At 42.7% G+C, this 25,046-nt stretch carries 19 protein-coding genes and 1 riboswitch; of the genes, 15 read left to right on the forward strand and 4 right to left on the reverse strand.

All coding sequences use genetic code 11. The features are described from left to right. Positions 1 to 284 precede the first annotated feature (284 nt). Both AJGP001_RS03060 and AJGP001_RS03065 read left to right on the forward strand, forming a co-directional pair. Entirely contained in the window at positions 285 to 1,268 is a 984-nt protein-coding gene (locus tag AJGP001_RS03060) for a tRNA dihydrouridine synthase (protein WP_071153001.1), read from the forward strand. A gap of 194 nt (positions 1,269 to 1,462) precedes the next feature. Then, positions 1,463 to 1,927, forward strand: a complete 465-nt coding sequence (locus AJGP001_RS03065) for a MarR family winged helix-turn-helix transcriptional regulator (protein ID WP_078080141.1) — start codon at positions 1,463 to 1,465, stop codon at positions 1,925 to 1,927. A 62-nt stretch (positions 1,928 to 1,989) separates the two neighbouring features. Here the strand turns inward: AJGP001_RS03065 and AJGP001_RS03070 are convergent, their stop codons facing one another. Then, positions 1,990 to 2,502, reverse strand: coding sequence for a CarD family transcriptional regulator (locus AJGP001_RS03070; RefSeq protein ID WP_058386334.1), 513 nt, complete (start codon positions 2,500 to 2,502; stop codon positions 1,990 to 1,992). A gap of 240 nt (positions 2,503 to 2,742) precedes the next feature. On the opposite strand from AJGP001_RS03070, the gene AJGP001_RS03075 reads away from it, so the two are divergent. The 5 genes from AJGP001_RS03075 to metH all read left to right on the forward strand — a co-directional run bounded on the left by AJGP001_RS03075 (position 2,743) and on the right by metH (position 10,315). Then, positions 2,743 to 2,955 (forward strand): hypothetical protein, encoded by a 213-nt coding sequence (locus AJGP001_RS03075; protein WP_071153002.1) that lies wholly within the window; start codon positions 2,743 to 2,745, stop codon positions 2,953 to 2,955. A gap of 118 nt (positions 2,956 to 3,073) precedes the next feature. Further along, entirely contained in the window at positions 3,074 to 3,592 is a 519-nt protein-coding gene (locus AJGP001_RS03080; protein WP_071153003.1) for a YehS family protein, read from the forward strand. Positions 3,593 to 3,766: 174 nt separating this feature from the next. Continuing rightward, the gene (locus AJGP001_RS03085) at positions 3,767 to 4,354 is read left to right on the forward strand and encodes a hypothetical protein (RefSeq protein ID WP_071153004.1); all 588 of its coding nucleotides are present in this window, start codon (positions 3,767 to 3,769) and stop codon (positions 4,352 to 4,354) included. Between the two features lie 507 nt (positions 4,355 to 4,861). After that, a riboswitch (SAM riboswitch) is annotated at positions 4,862 to 4,966 on the forward strand. 71 nt (positions 4,967 to 5,037) lie between these two features. Beyond that, positions 5,038 to 6,897, forward strand: a complete 1,860-nt coding sequence (locus AJGP001_RS03090; RefSeq protein WP_071153005.1) for a bifunctional homocysteine S-methyltransferase/methylenetetrahydrofolate reductase — start codon at positions 5,038 to 5,040, stop codon at positions 6,895 to 6,897. Further along, positions 6,878 to 10,315: a methionine synthase gene (gene metH / locus AJGP001_RS03095; RefSeq protein ID WP_078080142.1), complete on the forward strand. Its 3,438-nt coding sequence runs from the start codon at positions 6,878 to 6,880 to the stop codon at positions 10,313 to 10,315. Before AJGP001_RS03090 ends, metH begins: the two co-directional genes overlap by 20 nt. Before the next feature lie 974 nt (positions 10,316 to 11,289). Here the strand turns inward: metH and msrA are convergent. Beyond that, entirely contained in the window at positions 11,290 to 12,429 is a 1,140-nt protein-coding gene (gene msrA, locus AJGP001_RS03105) for a peptide-methionine (S)-S-oxide reductase MsrA (RefSeq protein WP_078080144.1), read from the reverse strand. A gap of 249 nt (positions 12,430 to 12,678) precedes the next feature. Here msrA and AJGP001_RS03110 point away from each other — a divergent pair, with 249 nt between their 5' ends. Both AJGP001_RS03110 and AJGP001_RS17685 read left to right on the forward strand, forming a co-directional pair. Beyond that, the gene (locus tag AJGP001_RS03110; RefSeq protein ID WP_071153998.1) at positions 12,679 to 13,686 is read left to right on the forward strand and encodes an LLM class flavin-dependent oxidoreductase; all 1,008 of its coding nucleotides are present in this window, start codon (positions 12,679 to 12,681) and stop codon (positions 13,684 to 13,686) included. A gap of 56 nt (positions 13,687 to 13,742) precedes the next feature. Beyond that, a complete protein-coding gene (locus AJGP001_RS17685; RefSeq protein ID WP_256204315.1) occupies positions 13,743 to 13,874 on the forward strand; it encodes a hypothetical protein in 132 nt (43 codons plus the stop codon). 159 nt (positions 13,875 to 14,033) lie between these two features. Here the strand turns inward: AJGP001_RS17685 and AJGP001_RS03115 are convergent, their stop codons facing one another. Further along, a complete protein-coding gene (locus tag AJGP001_RS03115) occupies positions 14,034 to 15,062 on the reverse strand; it encodes an NADP-dependent oxidoreductase (RefSeq protein ID WP_071153997.1) in 1,029 nt (342 codons plus the stop codon). A 182-nt stretch (positions 15,063 to 15,244) separates the two neighbouring features. On the opposite strand from AJGP001_RS03115, the gene AJGP001_RS03120 reads away from it, so the two are divergent. After that, positions 15,245 to 16,366 (forward strand): NADH-dependent flavin oxidoreductase, encoded by a 1,122-nt coding sequence (locus tag AJGP001_RS03120; protein ID WP_071153996.1) that lies wholly within the window; start codon positions 15,245 to 15,247, stop codon positions 16,364 to 16,366. A 111-nt stretch (positions 16,367 to 16,477) separates the two neighbouring features. Here AJGP001_RS03120 and AJGP001_RS03125 read toward each other — a convergent pair whose 3' ends face one another. Beyond that, positions 16,478 to 17,806 carry a TrkH family potassium uptake protein gene (locus AJGP001_RS03125; protein WP_078080145.1) on the reverse strand — a complete coding sequence of 443 codons (1,329 nt, stop codon included), beginning with the start codon at positions 17,804 to 17,806 and terminating at the stop codon, positions 16,478 to 16,480. A 178-nt stretch (positions 17,807 to 17,984) separates the two neighbouring features. On the opposite strand from AJGP001_RS03125, the gene AJGP001_RS03130 reads away from it, so the two are divergent. The 5 genes from AJGP001_RS03130 (at position 17,985) to nagE (ending at position 25,001) form a co-directional block, all read left to right on the forward strand. After that, positions 17,985 to 18,833, forward strand: coding sequence for a MurR/RpiR family transcriptional regulator (locus AJGP001_RS03130; RefSeq protein WP_058386324.1), 849 nt, complete (start codon positions 17,985 to 17,987; stop codon positions 18,831 to 18,833). A 133-nt stretch (positions 18,834 to 18,966) separates the two neighbouring features. After that, entirely contained in the window at positions 18,967 to 19,851 is an 885-nt protein-coding gene (gene murQ / locus AJGP001_RS03135; RefSeq protein ID WP_071153995.1) for an N-acetylmuramic acid 6-phosphate etherase, read from the forward strand. Positions 19,852 to 19,875: 24 nt separating this feature from the next. Then, positions 19,876 to 21,255, forward strand: a complete 1,380-nt coding sequence (locus AJGP001_RS03140; RefSeq protein ID WP_071153994.1) for a PTS transporter subunit EIIC — start codon at positions 19,876 to 19,878, stop codon at positions 21,253 to 21,255. A gap of 47 nt (positions 21,256 to 21,302) precedes the next feature. Next, positions 21,303 to 22,355 (forward strand): DUF871 domain-containing protein, encoded by a 1,053-nt coding sequence (locus tag AJGP001_RS03145; RefSeq protein ID WP_071153993.1) that lies wholly within the window; start codon positions 21,303 to 21,305, stop codon positions 22,353 to 22,355. 729 nt (positions 22,356 to 23,084) lie between these two features. Beyond that, on the forward strand, positions 23,085 to 25,001 hold the full coding sequence (gene nagE, locus AJGP001_RS03155) for an N-acetylglucosamine-specific PTS transporter subunit IIBC (protein ID WP_071153991.1): 1,917 nt from the start codon (positions 23,085 to 23,087) through the stop codon (positions 24,999 to 25,001). Positions 25,002 to 25,046: the final 45 nt, after the last annotated feature.

The following is a 25,046-nucleotide window of genomic DNA, read 5'->3' on the forward strand; positions in this document are numbered from 1 at the left end:
GTTGATTTCCAAGCTAAAAGCGTCAACTCTATAATCGAGTTGACGCTTTTATGATGAAAAGTAGTACGATGACTAGCCAATCTAAAGTCAGCAAGCGATTAAACAACGTAGCATTGTCAATACAACCCCCGCCACTTTCCACAAACGGACGATTCGTGTAAACTGTATAAGGTTAAGAAAAAATGAGATGACGATACAATAAGGATTGCTAGTATAAATCGAATAATAATGTTTGGATGAAGAATCGATCTTGCATCCTTTAATGAAAGGATTGGAACTTGAATATGAAAGAGAATTTTTGGCGTGATTTACCACGACCTTTTTTTGTATTGGCGCCGATGGAAGATGTTACGAATGTAGTGTTTCGCCATGTAATAGCAAAAGCGGCAAAACCGGATGTGTTTTTTACTGAGTTTACAAATACGGAAAGTTACTGTCACCCCGAAGGAATCTTTAGTGTGCGAGGGCGTTTGACCTTTACTGAAGACGAACAACCAATGGTGGCTCATATATGGGGCAATAAGCCTGAGCACTTCCGAGAGATGAGCATCGGAATGGCGAAACAAGGCTTTAAAGGAGTCGACATCAACATGGGTTGCCCTGTGCCAAATGTTGCGGCCAAAGGAAAAGGCAGTGGTTTGATCCGTTATCCGGACAACGCAGCTGATATTATCCAGGCAGCAAAAGCAGGCGGCTTGCCTGTCAGCGTCAAAACAAGAATTGGGTATACGGACGTGGACGAGTGGAAAGGCTGGCTGACTCATCTATTTGAGCAGGATATTGCCAATTTATCGATTCATTTGCGGACCAAAAAAGAAATGAGTGCAGTGCCTGCACATTGGGAATTGATTCCAGAAATCAAGAAACTTCGTGATGAAATCGCGCCAGATACTCTTTTGACGATCAACGGAGATATTCCGGATCGTCAAACGGGTCAGGAACTTGCCGATAAATATGGGGTTGACGGCGTTATGATCGGGCGAGGTGTTTTTCACAATCCCTTTGCTTTTGAACAAGAACCGACAGAACATAGCCCGAAAGAATTGTTTGACTTGCTGAGGCTACACCTAGACCTTCACGACCACTACTCAACAGAAAGTCAGCCCATCGCATTCAAACCGTTGCGCCGCTTCTTTAAAATTTATGTTCGTGGAGTACGGGGCGTTGGTGAATTGAGAAATCAGTTGATGTATACTGAAACGACAGATGAAGTACGTGCATTGCTGAACGACTTTGAGCAGCAGGAGCAAGAGCTGACATCTGTCTAATAGAACGCAATAGAGTTCTTTTGTGCAAGTGTTTTTGAAATGAAATAATGGTATCTTCATCATAAGAAACCGCCTGAGTATTCCAAAAAAGTGGAATGTCTAGGCGGTTTTTTAGGACGATATGACGAAGAGAAAGTTATGGAATCGTTAGTATTTTCACAAATTGACTTCATCTGATAGAATCGGTATATTAAATGGCGAAGCAAATGATTGGAGTGAACCGTTTGACCCCGTACGTGGAATTGCAGAATTTAGAGTTGATTGATTTATTGAGCGAACGCCATATTTCAACACAGAGAATTTCAGAGCGTGCATGGAACGACACGAGTGACATCCACATTTCAAACTCTGAATGGCAGATTATGGCACGCATTTATAAAAAGCAGCCCACTATTTCGTATGTTACCAAAAATGTAGACATCTCTCGCCAGGCCATCCATAAATTTATTAAAAACTTGGTGACTAAAGAATTGGTAGAAGTACAAAATGTTGAGAACAATAAAAAAGAAAAATGCATTCGACTCACGACGTTAGGGAAAGAATACTACGAAAAAAACGAAGCATTGAAAATTCAGTTGGAACATAAAATTGCAGAAAAAATTGGTGCTGATCAAATGAAAATGCTCAAAGATCTTTTAAAGACCGATTGGGGAATATAGTTTGGATGTTAAAAAAGATCTTGTTTCATCAATTTATTGATGAAACAAGATCTTTTTTTAGTCTAGTTAACAGTCGACGACGGTTGATCTTCTGTGATCAGGTCGTTAATCATTTGATTGATTTCTTCAAAGCTCGTGTCCATTGCATGAGCAAGTTCTTTAAAGAGCATGATCTGTGTGTTGTTAATCAGTTTATAGTCATGCGCGTAGAAAGTTTCTTTCTGAAGCTGCGTATCAAACTTCTTGCGCATTAGCGTATTAACAATTTCCGCAATTTGCATACGGTCTCCTGTATTAATGAGCTTAGGCTGTAACGCTTTAGCAGTTGACTGATCGGGCTCTACTCCAGGCTTTTTAAAAATTTCAATGATTTCGAGTGCTTGTTCTTTTTGGAGAAGCTTCAACATCACGACTTTATCGTTATCGACAGGCGTAGTGATGGTCACTAACGTATTCGCTAAAGGATGCAATTTATAATATTTCTTTGTGACACCTGAAACTGTTTCATCACGGATATCGTTAATTCTACATAGGCCATGTGTGGAATAAATGATGTGATCTCCAATGGTAAACATTTTTTTCCTCCTAAAATGTATCTCAACTAATTCTAGTATAGCACACATGCTCTAAATTGTAAACTTAGTTGACAATTCAAGAAAGGGGGCTGGGGTACAAGAGATGGATTCGTTACTTTTCCTTCTTTATTGAAGCTCGTGCAGACATAATACTGTCACAAAAAAAGGATTAAAGCATGAAGAAGTAGGGAATAAAGGGGAAAGCCTGTTCGTAGATTGTCGAAGTGGAGGTAACAAGAGATGAAGAGTATAGAAGAAGCAAAGCGTTTAATTGTCGCCGAAAAACTGAAACACTATAATGAACGTCTGGCAGATATGGAGCGAGATTTGCAGTTTTTCTATGAAGAGTCGACGAACGATAAAGAATCTTTGGACATTATTCAAGATATGAAAGAGAAAGTCGAACAATTAAAAGAAGTAAAAAATAAAGAAAACCGCGAGACAGTGTTCTAATCCTGTCTTTTTTGCTGTCTTCGCGTAAGCGCGATGACCCGGAGATTATGTGCTATCATTAGAATTGAATCGACTTCGGATCACGACGATAATGAGCAAGCTACAGGAGGAAGAAAAGATGGATAATAACGATTTATTGATCAGACTGCGTTATGCACTAGATATAAAAAATAGGGATATGGTCGAAATTTTCAAATTGGGTGGTATAGAACTTAGCAAAGATGAAGTATTAAAAGTGCTGACAAAAACCCCAGATAGCGAAGAGGAAGAGGAAGATCGTATTTGGATTGACCGGGAAGAAGAAGACTATATTAAAGCAGAAGACGCTCTATTTGAATCTTTTTTAAATGGATTTATCGTTTTCAAAAGAGGACGTCAAGAGCCCAAACCCGGGCAAACTGAAGTTTCTGCAGTGACCAATGAACGTTCTAACAACTTACTGCTGAAAAAAGTGAAAATTGCTTTACAGCTAACGAGTGAAGACATGTTGGAGATTTGGGATTTAGCTGGAGTTACGGTAACAAAAGGTGAACTTGGAGCGTTACTCCGAAAGGTTGGCCATAAAAATTACAAAGAATGCGGCGATCGCTATGCACGCAACTTCTTAAAAGGATTAGCAATCAGATTCAGAAAATAAAAAAAGCGTGTCTACGAGTCAGCGTTACTGATTTGTGGATAGGTTTTTTTTATTGTCTTAGACTGGATAGCTCAGAAGTAGACTTTCTTCATGGATAAAAAGAACTATCCCTTTCGTGTAAAAATGATATGATAGAAAGAAGAAATCACAGATGGGTGCAAAGGGGATAGCAGGATGAATTGGTTGCCGAAGAGAAAAAATAAAGTGGCGGCTTTTTGGGAATGGTTTGCAGACAATAAAGAGGCCTATAGTCGCTTGGATGAGTCGAGTAGAAGCAAACTATTAAATCAATTGGAAAAGAAATTGCACAAGGTTAACAAACATTTGGCGTTTGAACTTAGTGAACTTTTAATTAACGACAAACGACAATTCATCATCAGTGCGGACGGCATGGTTGAGGCATTTGATGACGTCATTGATCTAGTTGGTCAGGCTCCAGAACTTGAATCGTTTACGATTATCGCCTTTCGCCAGCGACAAGAAGAAGAAGTATCGATCGAGTATGGCGATATTAAATTAGCATGGAAAGACATCTTTTGTACTTTTGAAAAAGATAACGCCAACGACGAAGTGAATTTAATTCTTTACATCAAAGGCTTTACTGAAGAAAATGAAGATGAATTTATCTCGGCTTCTTTTATTCTATTGGATACAGTTATCGGGGAATACAATGCAGGCATGCGCATTGGGGAAATTGAATTTATTAGTTACGAAGGACAAGCAGACGCTCGGCCGGTAAAGGATTTGCAAAGTCTTTTTTAAAGCAGAAGAAGACAGTATACTTATAGAAAAACCTATCGGAAGTTTTTAATCCAGATAGGTTTTTTGAGTCGCAAGCGAGCTGATGAAGTGGCAGCGGTGTTAGGCTTTTGCCTAAGTGTCTTGGCGAAACCAAGTGCATACATAACTGGATTCTGATCGGCCAGGGAAGCCTAGAACATTTTCATAATATACATAAAGGTGCTATTGTTTTTGATCGAACATTTTCCAAGTGACTGTATGTTACTGTCCTTATGAATAAACATGTAACTCTTCTTTTGATTTGATTATTGGTCCAGTATTTCCTGAAATGGTGTGTACAATAAATAAACAGATGTAGAGAGGAGAAAGAATAGGGAGGGCGGCGAAAAAACGTTAACAGCTTCTAAAGAATAAAAGGATTCTATTTTTAAAGAAACTCACAGAAAGTTCATTTTTTTCTAACAAAACATATTGACCTGACCAATAGATACCTGTACTATACTAAGAATACTAAAACTGAATAGTGAATCTTTATCGAGAGAAGTTGAGGGACTGGCCCTGTGACGCTTCAGCAACCAGCCGAAAGGTCAGGTGCTAAATCCAGCAGGCAAGCGATTGCCTGACAGATGAAAAGGAACGAGTTTGATATCGTAAAGCCTTCTTTTTCATGGAGGCTTTTTTTGTATATATGGGGGGTTGAGTGGATGGGTTTATTAGACGAACTGAAGACGAAAATTTTGACGGCGGACGGTGGCATGGGAACCTTGCTGTATTCGTATGGCATTGAGTATTGCAACGAGGAATTGAATTTACAGCGGCCAGAAGTAATCGAAAAGATTCATCAAGACTATATCAAAGCTGGAGCAGATATCATTCAAACCAATACGTACGGGGCTAATGCACTCAAACTTGCTCGTTACGGATTAGAAGAACAAGTTGCAGACATCAACAAAGCTGCTATTGAAATTGCGAAACGTGCAGCAGCACCGGGGGGGCAATTTGTCTTTGGAACGATTGGCGGCATTCGTGGAATTCGTAAAAGTGACGCCACCTTGCAGGAAATCATTGCGATGGTCGACCAGCAAGCGAGTCAGTTGCTTGCGGGCGACCCCGATGGCCTACTACTTGAAACTTATTACGATTTTGAAGAATTAGTAGCAACTGTTAAACATTTGAAAGGCATCACAGATACCCCATTGATTGCACAAGTATCGATGCATGATCCGGGTATTTTGCAAAACGGCATGTCATTGAATGACGCTTTGCACCAATTAGAATCACTTGGAGCAGACATTGTTGGTGTCAATTGTCGTCTAGGACCGCATCATACAATTCAAGCTTTTGAAGAAGTAACCTTACCCGAAAAAGCTTTTCTTTCTGCATACCCAAATGCTAGCCTACTTGACGTAGAAGATGGGCGGATTGTTTACGAATCAGAAGCAGATTATTTCGGACGTGCTGCTTTATTGTTAAGACAAGAAGGCGTTCGCTTGATTGGCGGTTGCTGTGGTACAACACCAAAGCATATTGAAGCGGTGAAAAAACACCTCGGTAAGTTACCGCCGATTTTTTATAAAGAAGTAACCAAAAGAAAGCCGATTGTCATCCGAGAGGCCGAAGCGCTAGAAGTAAAGCCGCTTCACGAAAAAGCGAAAACACAACGAACGATTATTGTGGAACTCGATACGCCACGTCATTTGGACGTCACAAAATTTCTTGAAGGCTCTGTCGCTTTGCATGAAGAAGGTGTGGATGCTGTCACCATGGCCGATAATTCATTAGCGTCACCGCGTATTAGTAATATGGCGATGGGCTCGATTCTCAAGCACACAGAAAAAATTCGGCCGCTCGCTCATATTACGTGTCGCGACCGCAACTTAATTGGTTTGCAGTCACATTTGATGGGACTCGATGCACTCGGTATGCACGACATTCTCGCTGTCACAGGCGATCCGACCAAAGTTGGAGATTTCCCAGGAGCGACAAGCGTTTATGACGTGTCCAGTATGGAATTGATTCAATTGATCAAAAAACTAAATGAAGGCATTTCGTTTTCTGGTAAACCGCTACGGAAAAAAGCTAATTTTTCTGTCGCTGCGGCGTTCAATCCGAATGTTCGTGTGCTTGACCGAGCCGTAGCAAGACTTGAGAAGAAAATTGAAAGCGGAGCGGATTATTTTATTTCGCAGCCCGTATACACAAAAGAAAAAATCGTTGAAATGTACGAAGCGACAAAGCATTTAAATACGCCCATTTTTATTGGGGTAATGCCGTTGACCAGTATTCGCAGTGCCGAATTTTTGCATCATGAAGTGCCGGGTATCAAGTTATCAGAAGACGCACTTGAACGCATGCGTGCATGTGGAGATGACAAGGACCGAGCCACAGCGGAAGGCATTCAAATCGCTAAAGAATTGATTGACACAGCAGCAGAGCTATTCAACGGTATTTACTTGATCACACCGTTTGTCCGTTACGACATGACCGTGGAATTGATTCGGTATATTCGACAACTAGATCAACAGAAAGAGAGCGATCGCAGCCATGTCCAAACATCTTATTGAACAACAGCTTAAAAAAAGAATCTTAATTATCGACGGAGCGATGGGGACGATGATTCAAAATGCCGATCTGTCACCTGAAGAATTTGGCGGAGAAGAATTTGACGGCTGCAATGAATACTTGAACATTGTCCGACCGGATGTTATTCAAAATATCCATACGGCTTATCTTGAAGCTGGAGCCGATATTCTTTGCACCAATACATTTGGAGGTACACCGATTGTTTTGGACGAATACGGAATCGGTGACCAAGCGGCGGATATTAATAGACGCGCAGTCGAAATTGCGAAACGAGCGGCTGCTGAATTTTCCACCCCGGAATGGCCTCGTTTTGTGGCAGGTGCGATTGGACCGACAACGAAAACTTTGTCTGTAACGGGTGGCGTCACATTTGATGTCATGCTGGAAAATTTTCACGTGCAAGCCAAGGCACTTGTTGAAGGCGGAGCAGATCTCATCTTGCTCGAGACCAGTCAAGACATGTTGAATGTGAAAGCGGCGACAATTGGCATTAAACAAGCTTTTGAAGAAACGGGAATCGAATTGCCGATTATGGTGTCCGGAACGATTGAACCGATGGGGACGACACTTGCCGGTCAAAGCATTGAAGCGTTTTACATTTCCATTGAACATGTCAAGCCGCTATCCGTCGGGTTAAACTGTGCAACAGGTCCAGAATTTATGACAGACCATATTCGTTCGCTGTCAGAGCTGTCGGACGGCTATGTTAGTTGTTACCCAAATGCAGGCTTGCCAGATGAAGACGGTCATTATCACGAAACACCCGAATCACTTGCGAAAAAATTAAAAGGTTTTGCAGATAAAGGGTGGCTGAACGTCGTCGGTGGTTGTTGCGGAACCACACCGGAACATATTAAAGCAGTGCGTTTGGCTATGGACGGATTGCCGCCGAGAAAACCAGACCCTGTTGAGCGCGGTCATGTCGTGTCTGGAATTGAGCCTTTGCAATACGACGAAACGATGCGTCCTTTGTTTATTGGAGAGCGGACGAATGTTATTGGTTCTCGTAAATTTAAACGATTAATAGTCGATGGCCAATTTGAAGAAGCATCTGAAATTGCTCGCGCACAGGTGAAAAACGGAGCGCACGTTATTGATATTTGTTTAGCAAATCCGGATCGTGACGAAGTTGAAGACATGACGAAATTCATGAAAGAAGTCGTCAAAAAAGTAAAAGTACCACTCGTTATCGATTCTACAGACGAAGAAGTGATTGAAGTTGCATTGAAATTTTCACAAGGAAAAGCGATTATCAACTCGATTAATCTAGAAGACGGAGAAGAACGTTTTGATGCGGTAATGCCGCTCGTGAAAAAGTACGGTGCGGCAGTCGTTGTGGGTACAATCGACGAAGTTGGGATGGCGGTCACGCGTGAGCGTAAGTTGGAAATAGCCGAACGGTCATATGACTTGCTGGTCCATAAATGGGGGCTTGCACCGGAAGACATCATTTTTGATCCACTGGTATTCCCAGTCGGTACGGGCGATCAGCAATACATTGGTTCTGCAGTAGAAACGATTGAAGGCATTCGGTTAATTAAAGAAAAACTGCCACGCGCATTGACGATTTTAGGTGTTAGTAACGTTTCATTCGGCTTACCACCGGTTGGTCGTGAAGTGTTAAATGCCGTGTATTTATATCATTGCACGCAGGCAGGTTTGGACTATGCCATCGTCAATACGGAAAAATTAGAGCGTTATGCATCCATTCCAAAACAGGAAATCGATATGGCTAATGAATTACTGTTTACGACAACAGATGAAACTTTAGCTGACTTTACGGCTTTTTACCGCGATAAGAAAAAAGAAAAAACAGAAGATGATATTCCGAAAACAGTACCAGATCGACTCGCTTACTATATTATAGAAGGAACAAAAGAAGGCTTGATACCTGATTTGGAAAAAGCGCTAGAGATGTATGATGAACCGCTTGATGTCATTAATGGACCGTTGATGAAAGGGATGGCCGAAGTAGGCCGTTTGTTTAATGACAACCAATTAATTGTTGCGGAAGTGTTGCAAAGTGCAGGCGTCATGAAAGCAGCCGTATCATTTCTTGAGCAGTTTATGGAGAAAAAAGAAGACGATTCTGGAAAAGGGAAAATCGTTTTGGCGACTGTTAAAGGCGATGTTCATGACATCGGCAAAAACTTAGTGGAGATTATCTTAAGCAATAACGGCTTTAAAGTGATTGATGTTGGAATTAAGGTGACACCGGCTACCTTGATCGAAGTGATTCGAAAAGAAAAACCAGACATGATTGGCTTGTCGGGGTTACTCGTTAAGTCGGCGAAGCAAATGGTCATCACCGCGCAAGACTTTAAAGAAGCGGGCATTGATGTACCCATTTTAGTGGGCGGGGCGGCATTGTCGAGACGCTTTACCGAAACCAAAATTTCAGCGGAATACGACGGGCCGGTCATTTACGCGAAAGATGCGATGCAAGGATTAGATCTAGCGAATCGGCTGCAAAGCGGTGCCGGAAAAGCAGAGTTGCTGCTAGAGTTGGATGCACAACAAGAAAAACGCCAAGCCTCTGAAGCCGTGCGAGCAGCAAAGCCCGCTGTAGCCGTTGCTGAAAAACCAGTAAAAACGGTACGCGAAGACGTCACGGTTCACGTGCCGAACGATTTGCGTCGTCACGTATTGAAAGAGTATTCTGTGGCTCATTTGTATCCATACGTCAACATGCGCACATTGATTGGTCATCACCTCGGATTAAAAGGCTATAACGATAATTCGTTAGCTAAAGGCGATCCGCGTGCTGTTCAGCTTCATGAACTGACGACCGAGTTTTTAGGGTCAGGACTGTTAAAACCATCAGGGCTGTATCAATTTTTCCCAGCTCAAAGTGACGGAGACGATGTCATCGTTTATGACCCTGCTGATGGCAAAACAGAAATCGAACGATTTACATTTCCACGCCAATCTGCGTTACCATTCTTATGCTTGTCCGATTACTTAAAATCAGTCGACAGTGGCGAAATGGATTACGTGGCCTTTATGCAAGTAACTGCAGGCTTTGGCGTACGCGAACAAGCAACACGCCTGAAAGAACAAGGCAAATTTTTAGAAAGCCATGCACTGCAAGCAACAGCACTTGAACTCGCAGAAGGTTTTGCTGAACGCATCCACCAAGAAATACGCGATCAATGGGGCTTCCCAGATACAACCGATTTCTCCATGCGCGACCGTTTTGCCGCCAAATACCAAGGCCAGCGCTTCTCATTCGGTTACCCCGCGTGCCCGAACTTAGAAGACCAAGCCAAATTATTTAACTTGATCAAACCCGAAGACATCGGCGTGCATTTAACCGAAGAATATATGATGGACCCCGAAGCATCCGTGTCCGCAATCGTATTTGCGCATCCAGATGCCAGGTATTTTATTGTGGATTGAGGATAGAAAAGCGGAAGCGCCCGTGTAGCTCTGCCGGGCATAAGACAGACCAGCGAAGTGGCGCACTTTGCCACATAGCTGGGTTGGCTTATGACCCAAAGAGCTGGGCGCTGGAGTCTGGACAAAGAAAAGCGGAAGCGCCCGTGTAGCTCTGCCGGGCATAAGACAGACCAGCGAAGTAGCGCACTTTGCCACAGAGCTGGGTTGGCTTATGACCCAAAGAGCTGGGCGCTGGAGTCTGGACAAAGAAAAGCGGAAGCAGCCGTGTAGATTCGACGGGCATAAGACGCGCTGGCGAAGTGGCGTACTTTGCCGCACAGCCAGAGTGGCTTATGACCCTAGAATCTGGCTGCTGGAGTCTAGACAAAGAAGAAAAGCGCAAGCGCCCGTGTAGCTCTGCCGGGCATAAGACAGACCAGCGAAGTGGCGCACTTTGCCACAGAGCTGGGTTGGCTTATGACCCAAAGAGCTGGGCGCTGGAGCCTGGACAAAGAAAAGCGGAAGCAGCCGTGTAGCCACTGGCGATTCTATCTAAAGTGAGTATTTCTGAGACTCATAATTCACCAGCTATAAATAGAAAAAGGGCAGTCAGCTAAATGCTGACTGCCCTTAGACTGTAGACAAAGTCTATAAAAAATGAATAGTCGTGTATAATCCAACAGGTCCGGTCACTTTGCTTTCCGCGGTCTCAAATCAGCGAGAGTAACTAACGAATCTACTTTTCATAAGCACTCTCTCAAGGATTCGGAGCTCAATGCGGCGACTCCTGCGGAAGAACGAAGTGATGAGACCCCGCAGAAGCTTGCGACGAGAAGGCTCAGCGCTCTTCGTCCGCGGAAAGCGTCCGCATGGAGCACAGAATCCAGTATATACAAGATGCAATGACTATTTATTCTTTAACTAACGTAAATATTCTTTTGTCTACGACCTGAGGGCAGTCAGCTAAATGCTAACTGCCCTTTTGGCATTGTAAATCAATTTACTTTATCTAACAAAAAGCCGTAGCCTTCTGCTTCCATATCTGCTTCAGGTACAAACAATAGCGCTGCACCGTTCATGCAATAGCGTAAGCCACCTTTGTCTTCCGGACCGTCAGTAAAAACGTGGCCTAAATGATTATCGCCAGTGCGGCTTCTGATTTCGGTTTGTTGCAGGAAGAGAAAACCGTCATCATGCTCGGTGACAACTGCCGGATCGATTGGCTTCGTGAAACTCGGCCATCCTGTTGTGGAATCGTATTTATCTGCAGAAGAGAAAAGCGGTTCTCCAGTGGTGATATCTACATAAATACCGGGCTCATAAAAGCCGTCGTATTCGCTAGAAAAAGCGCGCTCCGTATCGTCTTTTTGTGTTACATCGTATTGAATATCAGTCAATGTTGCTTTTAGTTCTTCGTCACTCGGTTTCGGGTAAAGTGCCGGGTCGATTACCGACTGTGCGTCGCCTTCTACCTCTTGACCTTCTAACGTATCAAACTCAACATGACAGTAGCCATCTGGATTTTTTTCAAGGTAATCTTGATGGTATTCTTCAGCTAAATAATAATTATCCAGCAGTTCAACTTCTGTAACAATCGGCTCATCGTAGCGCTCTTTTTGGGCTGCGAAAACCTTATCGATAACAGCTCGATCATCTTCATTTTCATAATAAATTCCTGTGCGGTATTGTTCGCCGCGATCATTGCCTTGCTGATTCAAGAGTGTTGGATCGATAATCATGAAGTAATGGCCGAGTAGCTTCTCCAAATCGACACGCTCTGGGTCGTAACGAACATGAACGGTTTCAGCATGTCCAGTGTTTTCACGGATAACTTCTTCGTAAGTCGGATTTTCGGTATTGCCATTGGCATAACCTGACGTTACATCATAAACGCCGTAAACGCGTGCCATATAAGCTTCGACTCCCCAGAAGCAGCCGCCGGCCAAATAGATATCCTGCAATTTATCGGTATCGAACTCGAGGTCCACATTCGGATTATCCGGAAATTTAGAAGTGCTTGTATTGGTTGCTTGCCCAGAAGCTGAACTGCTAGACTCGGAAGCATTCGAAGTAGAACAGCCTGAAAGTACCAATAATACTAAAACAATAAAACCTGCAAATGAGAGTTTTTTCATAGTGAAGCTCCTGCCTTTCTTGGTGGAGGGACGTGTAAGCGCTTTTCCATTTTTATTATCTTTAGTGTAATAGAATGTCAGAAAAAGGGGAACTGAAGCGATTCGGAAATAACTGTTAAATTGCGGCAGCTGTCACAGAATAGATATATTAAGTTAGAAGTGTATCTGTAAGATTTGCGGGACAGCAAAGTAGAAAGGACATCGATTTGCATGCTAGGCTTTAAGTATAATGAAAAGGAGTGCAGGCAAATGGTTCTACTGAACGTCTTGGATTATTCACCTATTGATGAAGGACAGACAGCGTCAGTTGCGCTCAAACAAACGACTCAACTTGCACAGCTAGCAGAAAAGCTTGGATTCAAGCGTTTTTGGGTAGCTGAGCACCATAAAGTCGACTCAGTTGCTGGCAGCTCGCCCGAACTGTTGATGATGCATTTGGCGACTTCTACAAAAACCATTCGCATCGGTTCAGGTGGTGTCATGCTACCTCATTATAGTGCTTATAAAGTTGCAGAAAACTTTCGTCTACTTGAAGCCTTGCACCCGGAGCGCATCGATCTCGGCATCGGGCGTTCGCGCAGCTACCGAATCGTCAACGAAGCATTGAATGAAAGCAAAACAAAACGGTTGCCCTATGAACAACAGTTGACGGACCTTCAAAAGTATTTTTCAGATGATATAACGAGCGAACATCGTTTTCAAGCCTTACAAGTAATGCCGACGATTGAAACAGCACCTGAATTGTGGCTTCTTGGTACAGGATTTGGAAGTGCCCGGCTTGCTGCTGAAAAAGGGATGAGTTATGCCTATGCGCATTTCGCAAAACCGTCTGAACAAGCAGTGGATGTCATAAAAACTTATCGTTCAAACTTTCAGCCTTCGGTATTTTTACAGCAACCGCAAGTCATCATTGCTGTTTTTGCAGTAGTTGCCGAAACGATGGAACAAGCGGAGGCGTTGGCGACCGCGTTTGATTTGTGGTTATTGTTTATTGAGTCGGATTCACCACCGCCCTATTATCCATCGATTGAAACGGCTCGAAAACGTGGCTTTAGCGCAAGTGAGCAAGAAAAAATCGAACGCAATCGTAAGCGCATGTTGATTGGTACCGCTGAACAGGTGAAAGAGCAAATTGAAGAGATTGCTGAACGCTTTGAGCCAGATGAAATCACCATCATTCCAAACATTTCAGGTATAACGAATCGCATGAACGTATTGCGTTTATTGGCATCGGCATTCGATTTATCTGAAAAATGAAACCAATCCTTGCTTGCTACGTATAAAGTAAAAAAGTAGAAAGGGCGGCGTGGTAGATGGAAATCAAAACGAAGGAGAAAGAAAAGAAGAATCGCTGGTGGATTTTTGATGTGATTCTTGAAGGTCTGGAGATTTTATTTTATATCCCGCGTTTAGTTTTGCGAATCGTTTTGGAAGTGTACCGATAAGAGGGGATTTGACGATTCGGACAGTATTTCTTGAAATTGGACAGTATGTGGCTCAAAACGGACAGTATTCAAGACAAATCGGACAGTATTCCACGCATTCTCGACAGTATCGCCAATAAATGGAAAAAGCCGCCTAAACTAGGCGGCTTTTTCATCGTTTTATAGCTTAGCAAACTCAGGATCAGCGACTTTGACCAATTGTTTGCCGAGATTGGTGCCTTTAAATAGGCCGAGAAACGCATCCGGTGTATTTTCAAAGCCTTCGACAATCGTTTCATCGTATTTCAATTTACCTTCTTGTAGCCATTGCGTCAGTGCCACAACGCCTGTTGGTAAATCTTTGGCGTAATCGCCGAGTGTGAAGCCTTTCATCATTGCGCTTGTTTTGATGAATTGACCTTGAATGCGGGGGCCAACATCCCCATCTACAGAATTGTAAGAAGAAATTGCGCCGCACACGGTAACACGCGCATGCTTGTTTAACTCATTCATGACTGCATCGGAAATGTCACCACCGACATTATCAAAGTAAACATCAACACCATCTGGAAGAGCGGCTATCAAGTCTTCTTTAAAGCTGTCTTTTTTGTAATTAACAGCTGCGTCAAAACCGAGTTCGTTGATCAAGTAATCAATTTTGTCATCAGAGCCTGCGATGCCGATAGCACGTGCACCTTTGATTTTCGCCAATTGGCCAACGATAGAACCGACTGCACCTGCTGCGCCAGAAACAACAACCGTTTCACCAGCTTGAGGTTTAGCAATGTCGAGCAATCCGAAATAAGCAGTCAGTCCAGTCAATCCAAGAACACTCAAATGTGCTGTGATAGATGCTGCAGTTGGATCAACTTTTTGAAGTTTGGCGGCATTCGCCACGTTGTACTCCGACCAGCTAAGGTTGTTGCTGACAATGTCCCCTTTTTCAAATAAATCCGAATGTGATTCAACAACTTCAGCTAACACGCCACCGACTAAAGCTTCGTTTAGCTGGAATGGTGGAATGTATGATTTTATGTCTCTCATTCGACCGCGCATATACGGATCAACTGATAGGTAAAGAGTCTTCAATAGGACTTCGTTTTCGCCTGGTGTCGGAATTTCTTTCTCAACAAATTTGAAATCGTCGTTTGTCGGCATGCCCTCAGGACGATTCACTAAATGAATTTCTTTATATTTTTGAACGGTCATGGAAAATTCCTCCTTATGTATGTAGATTCGATGAAAAGCGTACCACTGGGAGTAGAGGTGGTCAAAAATAATGTACCGAAAAAAGAAGCGAGCGCGTATTCTTGATTCCTTAAAATTCATATGCTATTTTGAAATACCGATAGCTTTCGGAGAAGATGAGCACGAAGAAAAGAGGAACTTCCATGAAACCATTATATAAAGAGTTATTCCATGAAATTACTTTGCCAAACGGCGTAGTATTAAACGATCGTTTGGGTGTAGCCCCGATGACAACTTATTCGGGAAATAGAGACGGGACTGTTTCAGACGAAGAATTAACGTATTACAATCGTCGTGCAGGTTTAGGTAGTTTATACATTACAGCGTGCATCGCCGTTTCAGAAAATGGCATTGCGTTTCCAAACCAATTTATCGGGTTTGACGACAGCGCACTTCCACGCCTAAAACAATTGGCAAAAGAAATGAAATCAAAAGGCAGCAAAGCGATTTTGCAAATGCAGCATGGCGGACGTCAAGGACAGCCTGAATTGATAAAAGCCAATGAAACCGTAGCGCCAAGTGCTGTAGGAGAAGCGGGCAAGCCAACACCGCGCGAATTGACGGAAGAAGAAATCTACGCAATTATCGAAGATTTTGGGGCAACGACTAAAAGAGCAATCGAAGCGGGCTTTGATGGTGTGGAAATTCACGGCGCCAATACGTACTTGCTCCAGCAATTTGTATCGAAGGTTACCAATCAGCGTGAAGATCAATGGGGCGGCAGTCTAGTAAATCGCATGAGATTCCCACTTGCTGTCATGAAGAAAGTTCAAGACACGGTCGCAAAATATGCGGATGAGCAATTTATTGTCGGCTACCGTCTATCACCAGAAGAAAACAATGAAAAATCGACGGGCTATACAATAGAAGAAACGAAGATACTCGTCGAAGAATTGGTTCAACGTGGTATCCATTATATTCATGTATCGCTGTTCGAATTCAAGAAAACACCAAAAGGCGCTGAACAAGGCGATAGCATCGTTCGCATCTTAGCGGATCAAATCAATGGCCGTGCCGCTTTTGTAGCAGTCGGCAGCATTAAAACACCAGAAGATGCGTTAACGGCTTTGGCAGAAGGCGCAGATATTGTCGTCTTCGGACGTCAAGCGCTAATTGATCCTGAGTGGACGGATAAAGTAAGACAAGGAAAAGAACAAGAAATCCATCCGGCGATTACCCAACAAATGGTCGGTAAATTGGATATTCCGCAAAATATGTGGAACTTGATTACTTCCTACGGAATGATTAAAGTCGCAGATAATTGATCTGACAAGGTTTAAGCGCTCAACTGTAATTGAACATTGCTCGTTAGTTAGCAGGAAATAGAGTAAATACAAAAACGCAGCTCCAGAAATACAGGGAGCTGCGTTTTTATATCATCCAGTAAATACAGGATCGTATGGATACCGATAATTTTCTTTGCGAGGTTTCATTAAAATAAAGAAAAGCGTCAATGGTCCAATGCGACCCGTAAACATCACGAGGCTCAAAAGCACTTCGCCGATACTACTCAAGTCTCCTGTGATGCCCATAGATAAGCCGACCGTACCAAAGGCGGATACCACTTCAAAGGCGAGCGGCAAGAACGGAATTTTTTCTGACACAGTCAACAAAAATAGGAAGAGAACGACGAGCAAGACGCTGATGGTAGTAATGGCAAGTGAACGAATGACCGTTTCAAGTCGAATTGAGCGACCGAAAAGCTCAGGTTCGCGGCGTGACTTCAAGAATGAAACAGTCGCTAAAATGACGACAATAAACGTAGTGAGTTTAATGCCCGAAGCTGTCGAAGCGCTACCACCACCAATAAACATTAACAACATCGTGAACAATAAAGTCGGGTCTTCAAGTTCGCCGTAGTTCAACATATTAAATCCGGCAGTTCGCGGGGTTACCGCACTAAAATAAGAAGTCGATAATTTTTCGTATAAGGACATGTTACCAAGTGTCCCAGGATTATTATACTCCAAAATGAAAATGACAATTGTCGCGACAGCATTCAAAATCAGAGTGCCCCCAATCATCAGTTTCGTGTGCAAAGACCAACGATGAAATGATTTTTTTTGTGCGATATCCATAACGACTGTAAATCCAATGCCCCCGATAATAAACAATGAGGATAGTAAGATAGTGACTAGTGGATCTCCAGCAAAGCTGATCATATTATCAGGAAACAATGAAAATCCTGCGTTGTTGAAAGCGGAAATGACGTGAAAGACACTGTAGTTGAGTGCATCTTTAAAGCCGAATTCAGGGGTCCAGTAAATAGTCAGTAAGACAGTCGCGACAGCTTCCACGGTTAAAGCAAATGTCAAAATCGATTTGACGAGCTTAACAACGCCGCCGATTGAACTTTGAGTTAACGATTCCTGCAGGTAAATTCGGTTTTGAAGGCCAACCTTTTTACGGAACAAGATGAGAATCGCAACCGCGAAAGTCATCAAGCCGATGCCGCCGCATTGAATCAATACCAATAGAACCAATTCGCCAAATCCGGTAAGAACCGTGGCGGGGTCAAAAACGCTAAGACCTGTCACGGTCGTAGCGGATGTAGCGGTAAATAAGGCATCAGTCCAAGAAATTGGCTGTGTTGTTGCGAAAGGGAGTTTCAGCAACAATGTGCCTGTCATAATCAAAAACAGAAAACTTCCGGAAATGACTAAAGGAGGAGAAATCGACATCCGCTTTTTTTTCCAGGACTGCATACCAGACACTTCCTCATCCTATAGAAATAAAATATGAGCCTACTCTATGCTTGTTTCAAGAAACTGTCAACAAAAAAATAGCTGACTACTAAAAAAATCGTGTATGCTATATAAGATGAGCAAAAGAGTTTAAGATAGTAGATTCAGCATATACAAACAGAATTACAGGAGGTTCAAAATGACTTCTTTAAGACAGAAAATCGAACAAGCGCTTTTGGAATTATCGGAAGCAGAGCGTCGCATTGGAGAGTATGTTCTTGGGAATTCTGAAGCGGTTCCTCATATGACGACAAAAGAACTTTCAAAAAAAGCAGCTGTGAGTGAAGCGACCATTATTCGTTTTTGTAAGTCTATCGGTATTGGAAGTTATAAATCTTTTAAGCTTGCTTTGATGAAAGACTTAACTTTAACAGATACAAGTTTAACGGATTTTTCAGTATTAAATAAAAAAGACTCGCCCTATGATCTTTTTCATAAAGTAATTCATGTCAACAAGTCAGCAATTGAATCTTGTGCCGATTCACTCGATCGCAAAGAGTTAACCAAAGCGGTAGATGCAATTCGCGATGCACGAAAAATCGTATTTTTTGGCGTTGGCGGTTCTTCAACAGCTGCAGTCGATGCGCAATATAAATTCACGAAACTTGGGTATCACTCGATTACTTCATTGGATTTCCATCATATGCTTTCTGTGATTCCGCATTTGACTGAAAAGGATGTTTTTGTTGCGATTAGTACATCCGGTAAAACAAAAGATGTGCTAGAGCTTACTCGATTCGCTCAAAGAAAAGGCGCGACTGTTATTGCTATCACCACACTTAGCAAATCTCCTTTATACAAAGAAGCGGATGTTCACTTATGTACACCAAACGTCGAACAAGATTTTCGCATTGGCAGTCTTGCTTCTCGTATGACGCAATTGACTGTGATCGATACCTTGTATTTGAGTATTTTCCATCATGTTGGAGAAAAAGTATTGCAGCAATATTATGATGCACGCGGTGAAATGGAACGCTTGAGAAGATAAGAGTCGATGATTCGGCTCTTTTTTTATAGAGTTTTATGAAATTAAAATTCATTATTTATTTAAAATATATTGACATTAAATTTCTTGAGGATAGAATGAAGACAACAAATAAATGCAAAGAAGGGGTGAGCTGATGCTGGAAAACTTGTCCACAGAAAAGCGTAACAACAACACCATGAAAATGGATGAAATGTCAGTGCTAGAAATATTGAAAACGATGAACCAGGAAGACAAAAGTGTTCCAGGAATCATTGAAAAAGAATTGGCGAGCATTGAAGAAGCGGTTGAAAAAGTAATCCATTCCTTTAAGGCGAAGGGCAGATTGATCTATATTGGCGCTGGAACGAGTGGGCGTTTAGGAATTTTGGATGCAGTTGAATGTGTGCCGACTTTTGGTGTCTCACCAAATCAAGTCGTTGGAATTATTGCAGGTGGTGCAGAAGCGATAAAGACAGCGATTGAAGGTGTGGAAGATAGTCGTCAATTCGGAATGGATGATTTGAAAGCGGTTTCTTTAACGAAAAATGATACAGTTGTCGGTATTGCAGCAAGTGGTCGTACACCCTATGTTATTGGCGCACTTCAATATGCTAAACAAATGGGTGCGGGGACAGTCGCCGTTTCCTGCAATACACAATCGGAAATCAGTGAATTTGCCGATACCGCAATCGAGATCGAAACAGGTGCAGAAGTATTAACGGGTTCTACACGTCTAAAAGCCGGAACTGCTCAAAAGCTCGTACTCAATATGATTTCAACAGCTGCGATGATTGGCGTAGGGAAAGTTTATGGGAATTTGATGGTTGATGTCCAAGCGACGAACGCAAAACTGATTGAGCGGTCCAAACGGATTATTATGGATGCAACGCAAGTCGATTACGATGCTGCAGAGCATTTTTATGAAAAAGCGGATGGTCACGTGAAGACAGCAATTGTGATGAGTTTACTAGATTGTACAAAAGAACAAGCAATTGAAAAACTGGAAATAGCAGGTGGATTTGTTCGCAAAGCTTTATAACAGTTAGGGGAGCGGAGGGGTTGTATGAAAAAAGAACAACAAATGGCGAAGGATATTCTCGAGAAAATTGGTGGGAAAGAGAATGTTCAGCAAGTCGCGCATTGTATGACACGATTGAGATTATCACTTAAAGATGACAGCAAAGTAAATCTTAATGAACTCAAGCGTGTAGACGGGGTAATGGGTGTTGTCGAAGACGATACGCTTCAAATTGTTATAGGCCCGGGTACGGTTAATAAAGTAGCGGCTGAAATGAGCAACGAAACGGGACTGGCCATTGGGGAAATGGCCGATGCTAATGAAGATAACATGAGTTTCGAAGAAAAAGCCGTGATGAAAAAAGCGAAATTAAAAGAAAAAAACAAAACACCTTTCAAATTGTTTTTGCGTAGTGTAGGAAATATCTTTATTCCATTGATTCCTGGATTAGTCGCTTCGGGACTGATTAACGGAGCAGCTAACTTTGCAATAAATGGTGGTGCTGATCGAACGGAAACATGGATGCAGATTTTATTATTGCTCGGCAGCACGGTATTTGCCTACTTAGCGATTTTAGTTGGGTGGAACACAGCAAAAGAATTTGGAGGAACACCGGTACTAGGCGCGATTGCCGGCGGAATTTTGTTTAATCCAATGCTTGCGGATATTGTGATTTACGGAGAACCATTAATTGTGGGCAGAGGCGGATTGTTTGGTGTCATCTTTGCTGCTTGGTTGATGACGTTTGTTGAGAAGAATGTTCGTAAAGTGATGCACAGTTCGGTCGATATTTTATTTACACCACTCTTTACGCTATTAATCGTCGGATTCTTCGCTCTTTATGCGATTGTACCAGTTGCAGGTGTTTTATCAGATGGCATCATGACCGTATTAACTTCTGTACTTGATGTTGGTGGCGCTCTAGCGGGTGCGGTTCTGGCAGGATTCTTCTTGCCGCTAGTTATGCTTGGTTTGCACCATGGACTGACACCGATTCACTTAGAGTTGATGAACACTGTAGGTGCGACAGCGTTACTGCCGATCTTAGCAATGGCTGGAGCAGGTCAAGTTGGTGCAACGATTGCGGTATTTGTGAAAACAAAAAATCAACGTTTAAAGAATATTATTAAAGGCGCATTGCCTGTAGGTTTTCTCGGTATCGGCGAACCGCTGCTTTACGGGGTGACATTACCACTGGGTCGACCGTTTATTACAGCTTGTATGGGAGCTGCATTTGGAGGCGCGTTCCAAGCAGTTATGCAGACCGCCGCTCTTGGAATCGGAGTATCTGGTATTTCATTGATTCCTTTAATTGCTGAAAATAAATATGTTTGGTACTTTGTTGGATTGGTTGTTTCGTATGTTTTTGGATTCATCTTTACATATCTGTTTGGATTCAAAGAAGAGATGGCAGAAGGTATTTAAAAAAGGGAGAGAAATCTCTCTTTTTTCTATTCAGAGGAGCTGACAAAATGCTTGGTATTTCGGTGTATTTGGGGGATAAGTCTTTCACACACTTAAAACCTTATATTGAACGGTTGAGCAAAAACGGATTTACCGCTATTTTTACTTCACTCCATATACCAGAGGACAATCCGCGCCTCTACAAAGAACGATTGCAGCAACTAGGAAACTGGGCGCAGCAATTTGATATGGAGTTAGTAGCAGACATTGCACCACAATCTTTGATATACCTTGGCTTTGATTGGGACAATGCAGAAGGTTTGTTGGACTGGGGCGTCACTGGTTTACGAATTGATTATGGAGTCGATGACCAAATAATTGCTGCTTTGTCGCACAAGATGAAAATTGCATTAAACGCCAGCACATTGACTAAAGAGGGACTTGCTGCACTAGTGGAATCAGGGATGCAGAAAGAAACTGTAGAAATGTGGCATAATTTTTATCCGCGACCAGAAACTGGGTTAGATGCTATGGAGTTTGTGAAAACAAATCTATGGTTAAAAAGCGAAGGCTTGACGGTAATGGCGTTTATCCCGGGAGACGAAACTCTTCGAGGCCCTTTGTACAAAGGGTTACCAACTTTAGAAGAACATCGGGGAATGGCTCCTTTTGAAGCGTATCTACATTTAAAAGAAAATGGGGCAGTGGATAAAGTACTGATTGGTGATATCACGCTCAGCGAGAAAAGCTTGCAGCAATTTGAGGTGTTTGGGCAAGGTGTAATTTTTCTAAGAGCAAAGAATTTTGTGCAACTAGATGAGATGCCGGCTCAAACCAATCGGTGGGATGCTGCTCGTGATTGCATTCGGTCAATGGAATCTCGTCAATATGGCTTGGTCGGCACTCATTTACTAAAGCCCGAAAACACTATTTTTCGAAGTAAAGGAAGCATCACCGTGGATAATGAACAGTACGGACGCTATAGAGGTGAGCTGCAAATTACAAAAAGGGATTTGCCAGCTGATGATAAAGTGAATGTGATTGGCAAAGTGATAGAAGAAGATCTTGCTTTACTAGCATTCATAAAAGGCGGAGTTAAATTTCAAATAAAGTGGATTTGAAGAGAAATTAGCTTTTCAAACTGCAGCTAACTCGATTAGTTCGAGTTAGCTGCAGTTTTTTGCGGAGAAAATCTCGTTCGGTGTTGAGTGGGAGAGGGATATGCACGCTCCTGGAAAAATACGCACGTTCGGAAGAGGGATATGCACGCTCCTGGAAAAATACGCACGTTCGGAAGAGGGATATGCACGCTCCTGGAAAAATACGCACGTTCGGAAGAGGGATATGCACGCTCCTGGAAAAATACGCACGTTCGGAAGAGGGATATGCACGCTCCTGGAAAAATACGCACGTTCGGAAGAGGGATATGCACGCTCCTGGAAAAATACGCACGTTCGGAAGAGGGATATGCACGCTCCTGGAAAAATACGCACGCTCGGAAGAGGGATATGCACGCTCCTGGAAAAATACGCACGTTCGGAAGAGGGATATGCACGCTCCTGGAAAAATACGCACGCTCGGAAGAGGGATATGCACGTTCCCCGTAATCCCCCAATTACACAAAAAAGCACGGCAGAAAAACATGCCGTGCGCTAAGAGCCAATCTCAAGACGCCCTAATTTCCTCGCTACCCGTGCCATCCAAGTTCCGCTATATAAAAAACGCCAAAGTTTTTCTGCATTCATAAGAAAACGCTTACTTTATTTTCATTAATTCTCAAATTGGTATAGACAACTATACCGATTGTGGCTATAGTGAAAATTAAGAATACATTAAAGGGGTGGAAATTTATGTTCAGCTTTCTACAGAAAATAGGGAAATCGTTGATGTTCCCGATTGCTACATTGCCTGCAGCTGCATTACTGTTGCGCTTCGGACAAGATGATTTGCTTGGTATTCCGTTTATGTCGGCTGCCGGTGCTGGTATTATCGATAACTTGGCCATCATTTTTGCGATTGGTATCGCTATGGGCCTTGCTCATGATGGTAACGGCGGAGCGGCTTTAGCCGGTGCGGTTGCTTATCTTGTACTGACTTCGTCGATCGTAACGATTAACGAAACAATCAACATGGGTGTTTTTGCTGGTATTTTATCCGGTATCGTCGGAGGTCTTTTATACAACAAATTCTACAATGTGAAATTCCCGCAATGGCTTGCGTTTTTTGGGGGACGGCGATTTGTGCCAATAATCACCGCTGCGACCATGACCATTTTAGCTGGGTTACTGGGTTACGCTTGGCCTCCGATTCAAGAAGGAATCGACAGTGCAGGGGAGTGGATTTTAAATGCAGGCATGTTCGGTGTAGGTGCTTATGGTTTCTTGAACCGTTTATTGCTACCGACTGGTTTGCATCACGTCATCAACACGGTTGTCTGGTTTGATTTCGGAACATTTACCGATGCTTCTGGAGAAGTTGTGCGCGGAGAAATTAACCGTTTCCTAAAAGGTGACCCAACAGCGGGTCCATTCCTATCTGGTTTCTTCCCGATTATGATGTTTGGTCTACCTGCAGCGTGTCTCGCTATGTATGCAACTGCTAAAAAAGAACGCAAAGCGATCGTTGGGGGTATGTTGTTCAGTATCGCTTTTACATCGTTTTTAACAGGAATTACAGAACCAATTGAGTTCTCGTTCATGTTCTTATCTCCAATTTTATATGTTGTCCATGCATTGTTAACCGGTGGTTCGATGATGGTTGCTTATGCATTGGATATCCATCACGGTTTCGGTTTCTCTGCCGGAGCGATTGACTTTGTCTTGAACTATGGCTTAGCCAAAAATCCATTGCTGCTACTGGTCATGGGGTTAGTGGTCGGCGTTATTTACTTCTTTATCTTCTACTTCTTGATTCTTAAATTGGATTTGAAAACGCCTGGTCGTGAAGATGAGGACGAAGAGGGTGCAGAAAATGCAAGCTCAAGCAATACAGCAGTTGATGTAAGAGCCTACCACACAATTGAAGGACTTGGCGGTGTCGATAATATTACTGCAGTCGGTTATTGTACGACACGCCTACGCATGACTGTTAAAGATTCTGATTTGGTCAATGAAAAAGAATTGAAACGTCATGGTGCTATGGGCGTTATGAAAATCAATAAAACAAACGTACAAGTCGTAATCGGCACAGCTGTTGAATTTCTAGGAGATGCCATGAAGCCGCGCTTAGCAAATGGCAATCCAGCTCCAGCTGCTAGTTCTGAAGCTGCTGGTACGAAAAACGAAACAACAGAAGAACCTGCAATGAAACAAATTATTGCTAAAGATTTTGAAATGCCGATTCAAGGAGAAATTATTCCACTATCAGAAGTGCCAGATGATGTATTTGCACAAGGCATGATGGGGCAAGGCTTTGCGATTATGCCAACAGGCAACGTTCTCCATTCGCCAGTTGATGGTCGTATTGTTAGCGTATTCCCAACAAAACATGCCATTGGTATCGAAACAGATACCGGAATTGAATTATTGATTCATGTTGGTTTGGATACTGTAAAACTTAAAGGTGAAGGTTTTGAGACTTTGGTAGAACAAGGTCAACTTGTTCAACGCGGAGATGCCTTGCTGAAACTAGATTTAACATTCTTAAAAGCCAATGCGCCATCTGTTGCGACGCCTGTGATTTTCACAAACTTAACAGAACAAAAAGTAACGATGTTAAAAAATGGTTTCCAAGAACAAGGAACAGCTTCGATTTTGAAAGTCGAATAATACGAGCCGGAAAACCAGGGACATCCACCGCGATTTTCCTGGTTT

This window comes from Planococcus faecalis (assembly GCF_002009235.1).
Classification (GTDB): domain Bacteria; phylum Bacillota; class Bacilli; order Bacillales_A; family Planococcaceae; genus Planococcus; species Planococcus kocurii.

Excerpts from the sequence above, each read along its gene's own strand:
- AJGP001_RS03060 (WP_071153001.1), top strand. The coding sequence starts at position 285 with ATGAAAGAGAATTTTTGGCGTGATTTACCACGACCTTTTTTTGTATTG.
- AJGP001_RS03065 (WP_078080141.1), top strand. The coding sequence starts at position 1,463 with ATGGCGAAGCAAATGATTGGAGTGAACCGTTTGACCCCGTACGTGGAA.
- AJGP001_RS03070 (WP_058386334.1), bottom strand. The coding sequence starts at position 2,502 with ATGTTTACCATTGGAGATCACATCATTTATTCCACACATGGCCTATGT.
- AJGP001_RS03075 (WP_071153002.1), top strand. The coding sequence starts at position 2,743 with ATGAAGAGTATAGAAGAAGCAAAGCGTTTAATTGTCGCCGAAAAACTG.
- AJGP001_RS03080 (WP_071153003.1), top strand. The coding sequence starts at position 3,074 with ATGGATAATAACGATTTATTGATCAGACTGCGTTATGCACTAGATATA.
- AJGP001_RS03085 (WP_071153004.1), top strand. The coding sequence starts at position 3,767 with ATGAATTGGTTGCCGAAGAGAAAAAATAAAGTGGCGGCTTTTTGGGAA.
- AJGP001_RS03090 (WP_071153005.1), top strand. The coding sequence starts at position 5,038 with ATGGGTTTATTAGACGAACTGAAGACGAAAATTTTGACGGCGGACGGT.
- metH (WP_078080142.1), top strand. The coding sequence starts at position 6,878 with ATGTCCAAACATCTTATTGAACAACAGCTTAAAAAAAGAATCTTAATT.
- msrA (WP_078080144.1), bottom strand. The coding sequence starts at position 12,429 with ATGAAAAAACTCTCATTTGCAGGTTTTATTGTTTTAGTATTATTGGTA.
- AJGP001_RS03110 (WP_071153998.1), top strand. The coding sequence starts at position 12,679 with ATGGTTCTACTGAACGTCTTGGATTATTCACCTATTGATGAAGGACAG.
- AJGP001_RS17685 (WP_256204315.1), top strand. The coding sequence starts at position 13,743 with ATGGAAATCAAAACGAAGGAGAAAGAAAAGAAGAATCGCTGGTGGATT.
- AJGP001_RS03115 (WP_071153997.1), bottom strand. The coding sequence starts at position 15,062 with ATGACCGTTCAAAAATATAAAGAAATTCATTTAGTGAATCGTCCTGAG.
- AJGP001_RS03120 (WP_071153996.1), top strand. The coding sequence starts at position 15,245 with ATGAAACCATTATATAAAGAGTTATTCCATGAAATTACTTTGCCAAAC.
- AJGP001_RS03125 (WP_078080145.1), bottom strand. The coding sequence starts at position 17,806 with ATGCAGTCCTGGAAAAAAAAGCGGATGTCGATTTCTCCTCCTTTAGTC.
- AJGP001_RS03130 (WP_058386324.1), top strand. The coding sequence starts at position 17,985 with ATGACTTCTTTAAGACAGAAAATCGAACAAGCGCTTTTGGAATTATCG.
- murQ (WP_071153995.1), top strand. The coding sequence starts at position 18,967 with ATGCTGGAAAACTTGTCCACAGAAAAGCGTAACAACAACACCATGAAA.
- AJGP001_RS03140 (WP_071153994.1), top strand. The coding sequence starts at position 19,876 with ATGAAAAAAGAACAACAAATGGCGAAGGATATTCTCGAGAAAATTGGT.
- AJGP001_RS03145 (WP_071153993.1), top strand. The coding sequence starts at position 21,303 with ATGCTTGGTATTTCGGTGTATTTGGGGGATAAGTCTTTCACACACTTA.
- nagE (WP_071153991.1), top strand. The coding sequence starts at position 23,085 with ATGTTCAGCTTTCTACAGAAAATAGGGAAATCGTTGATGTTCCCGATT.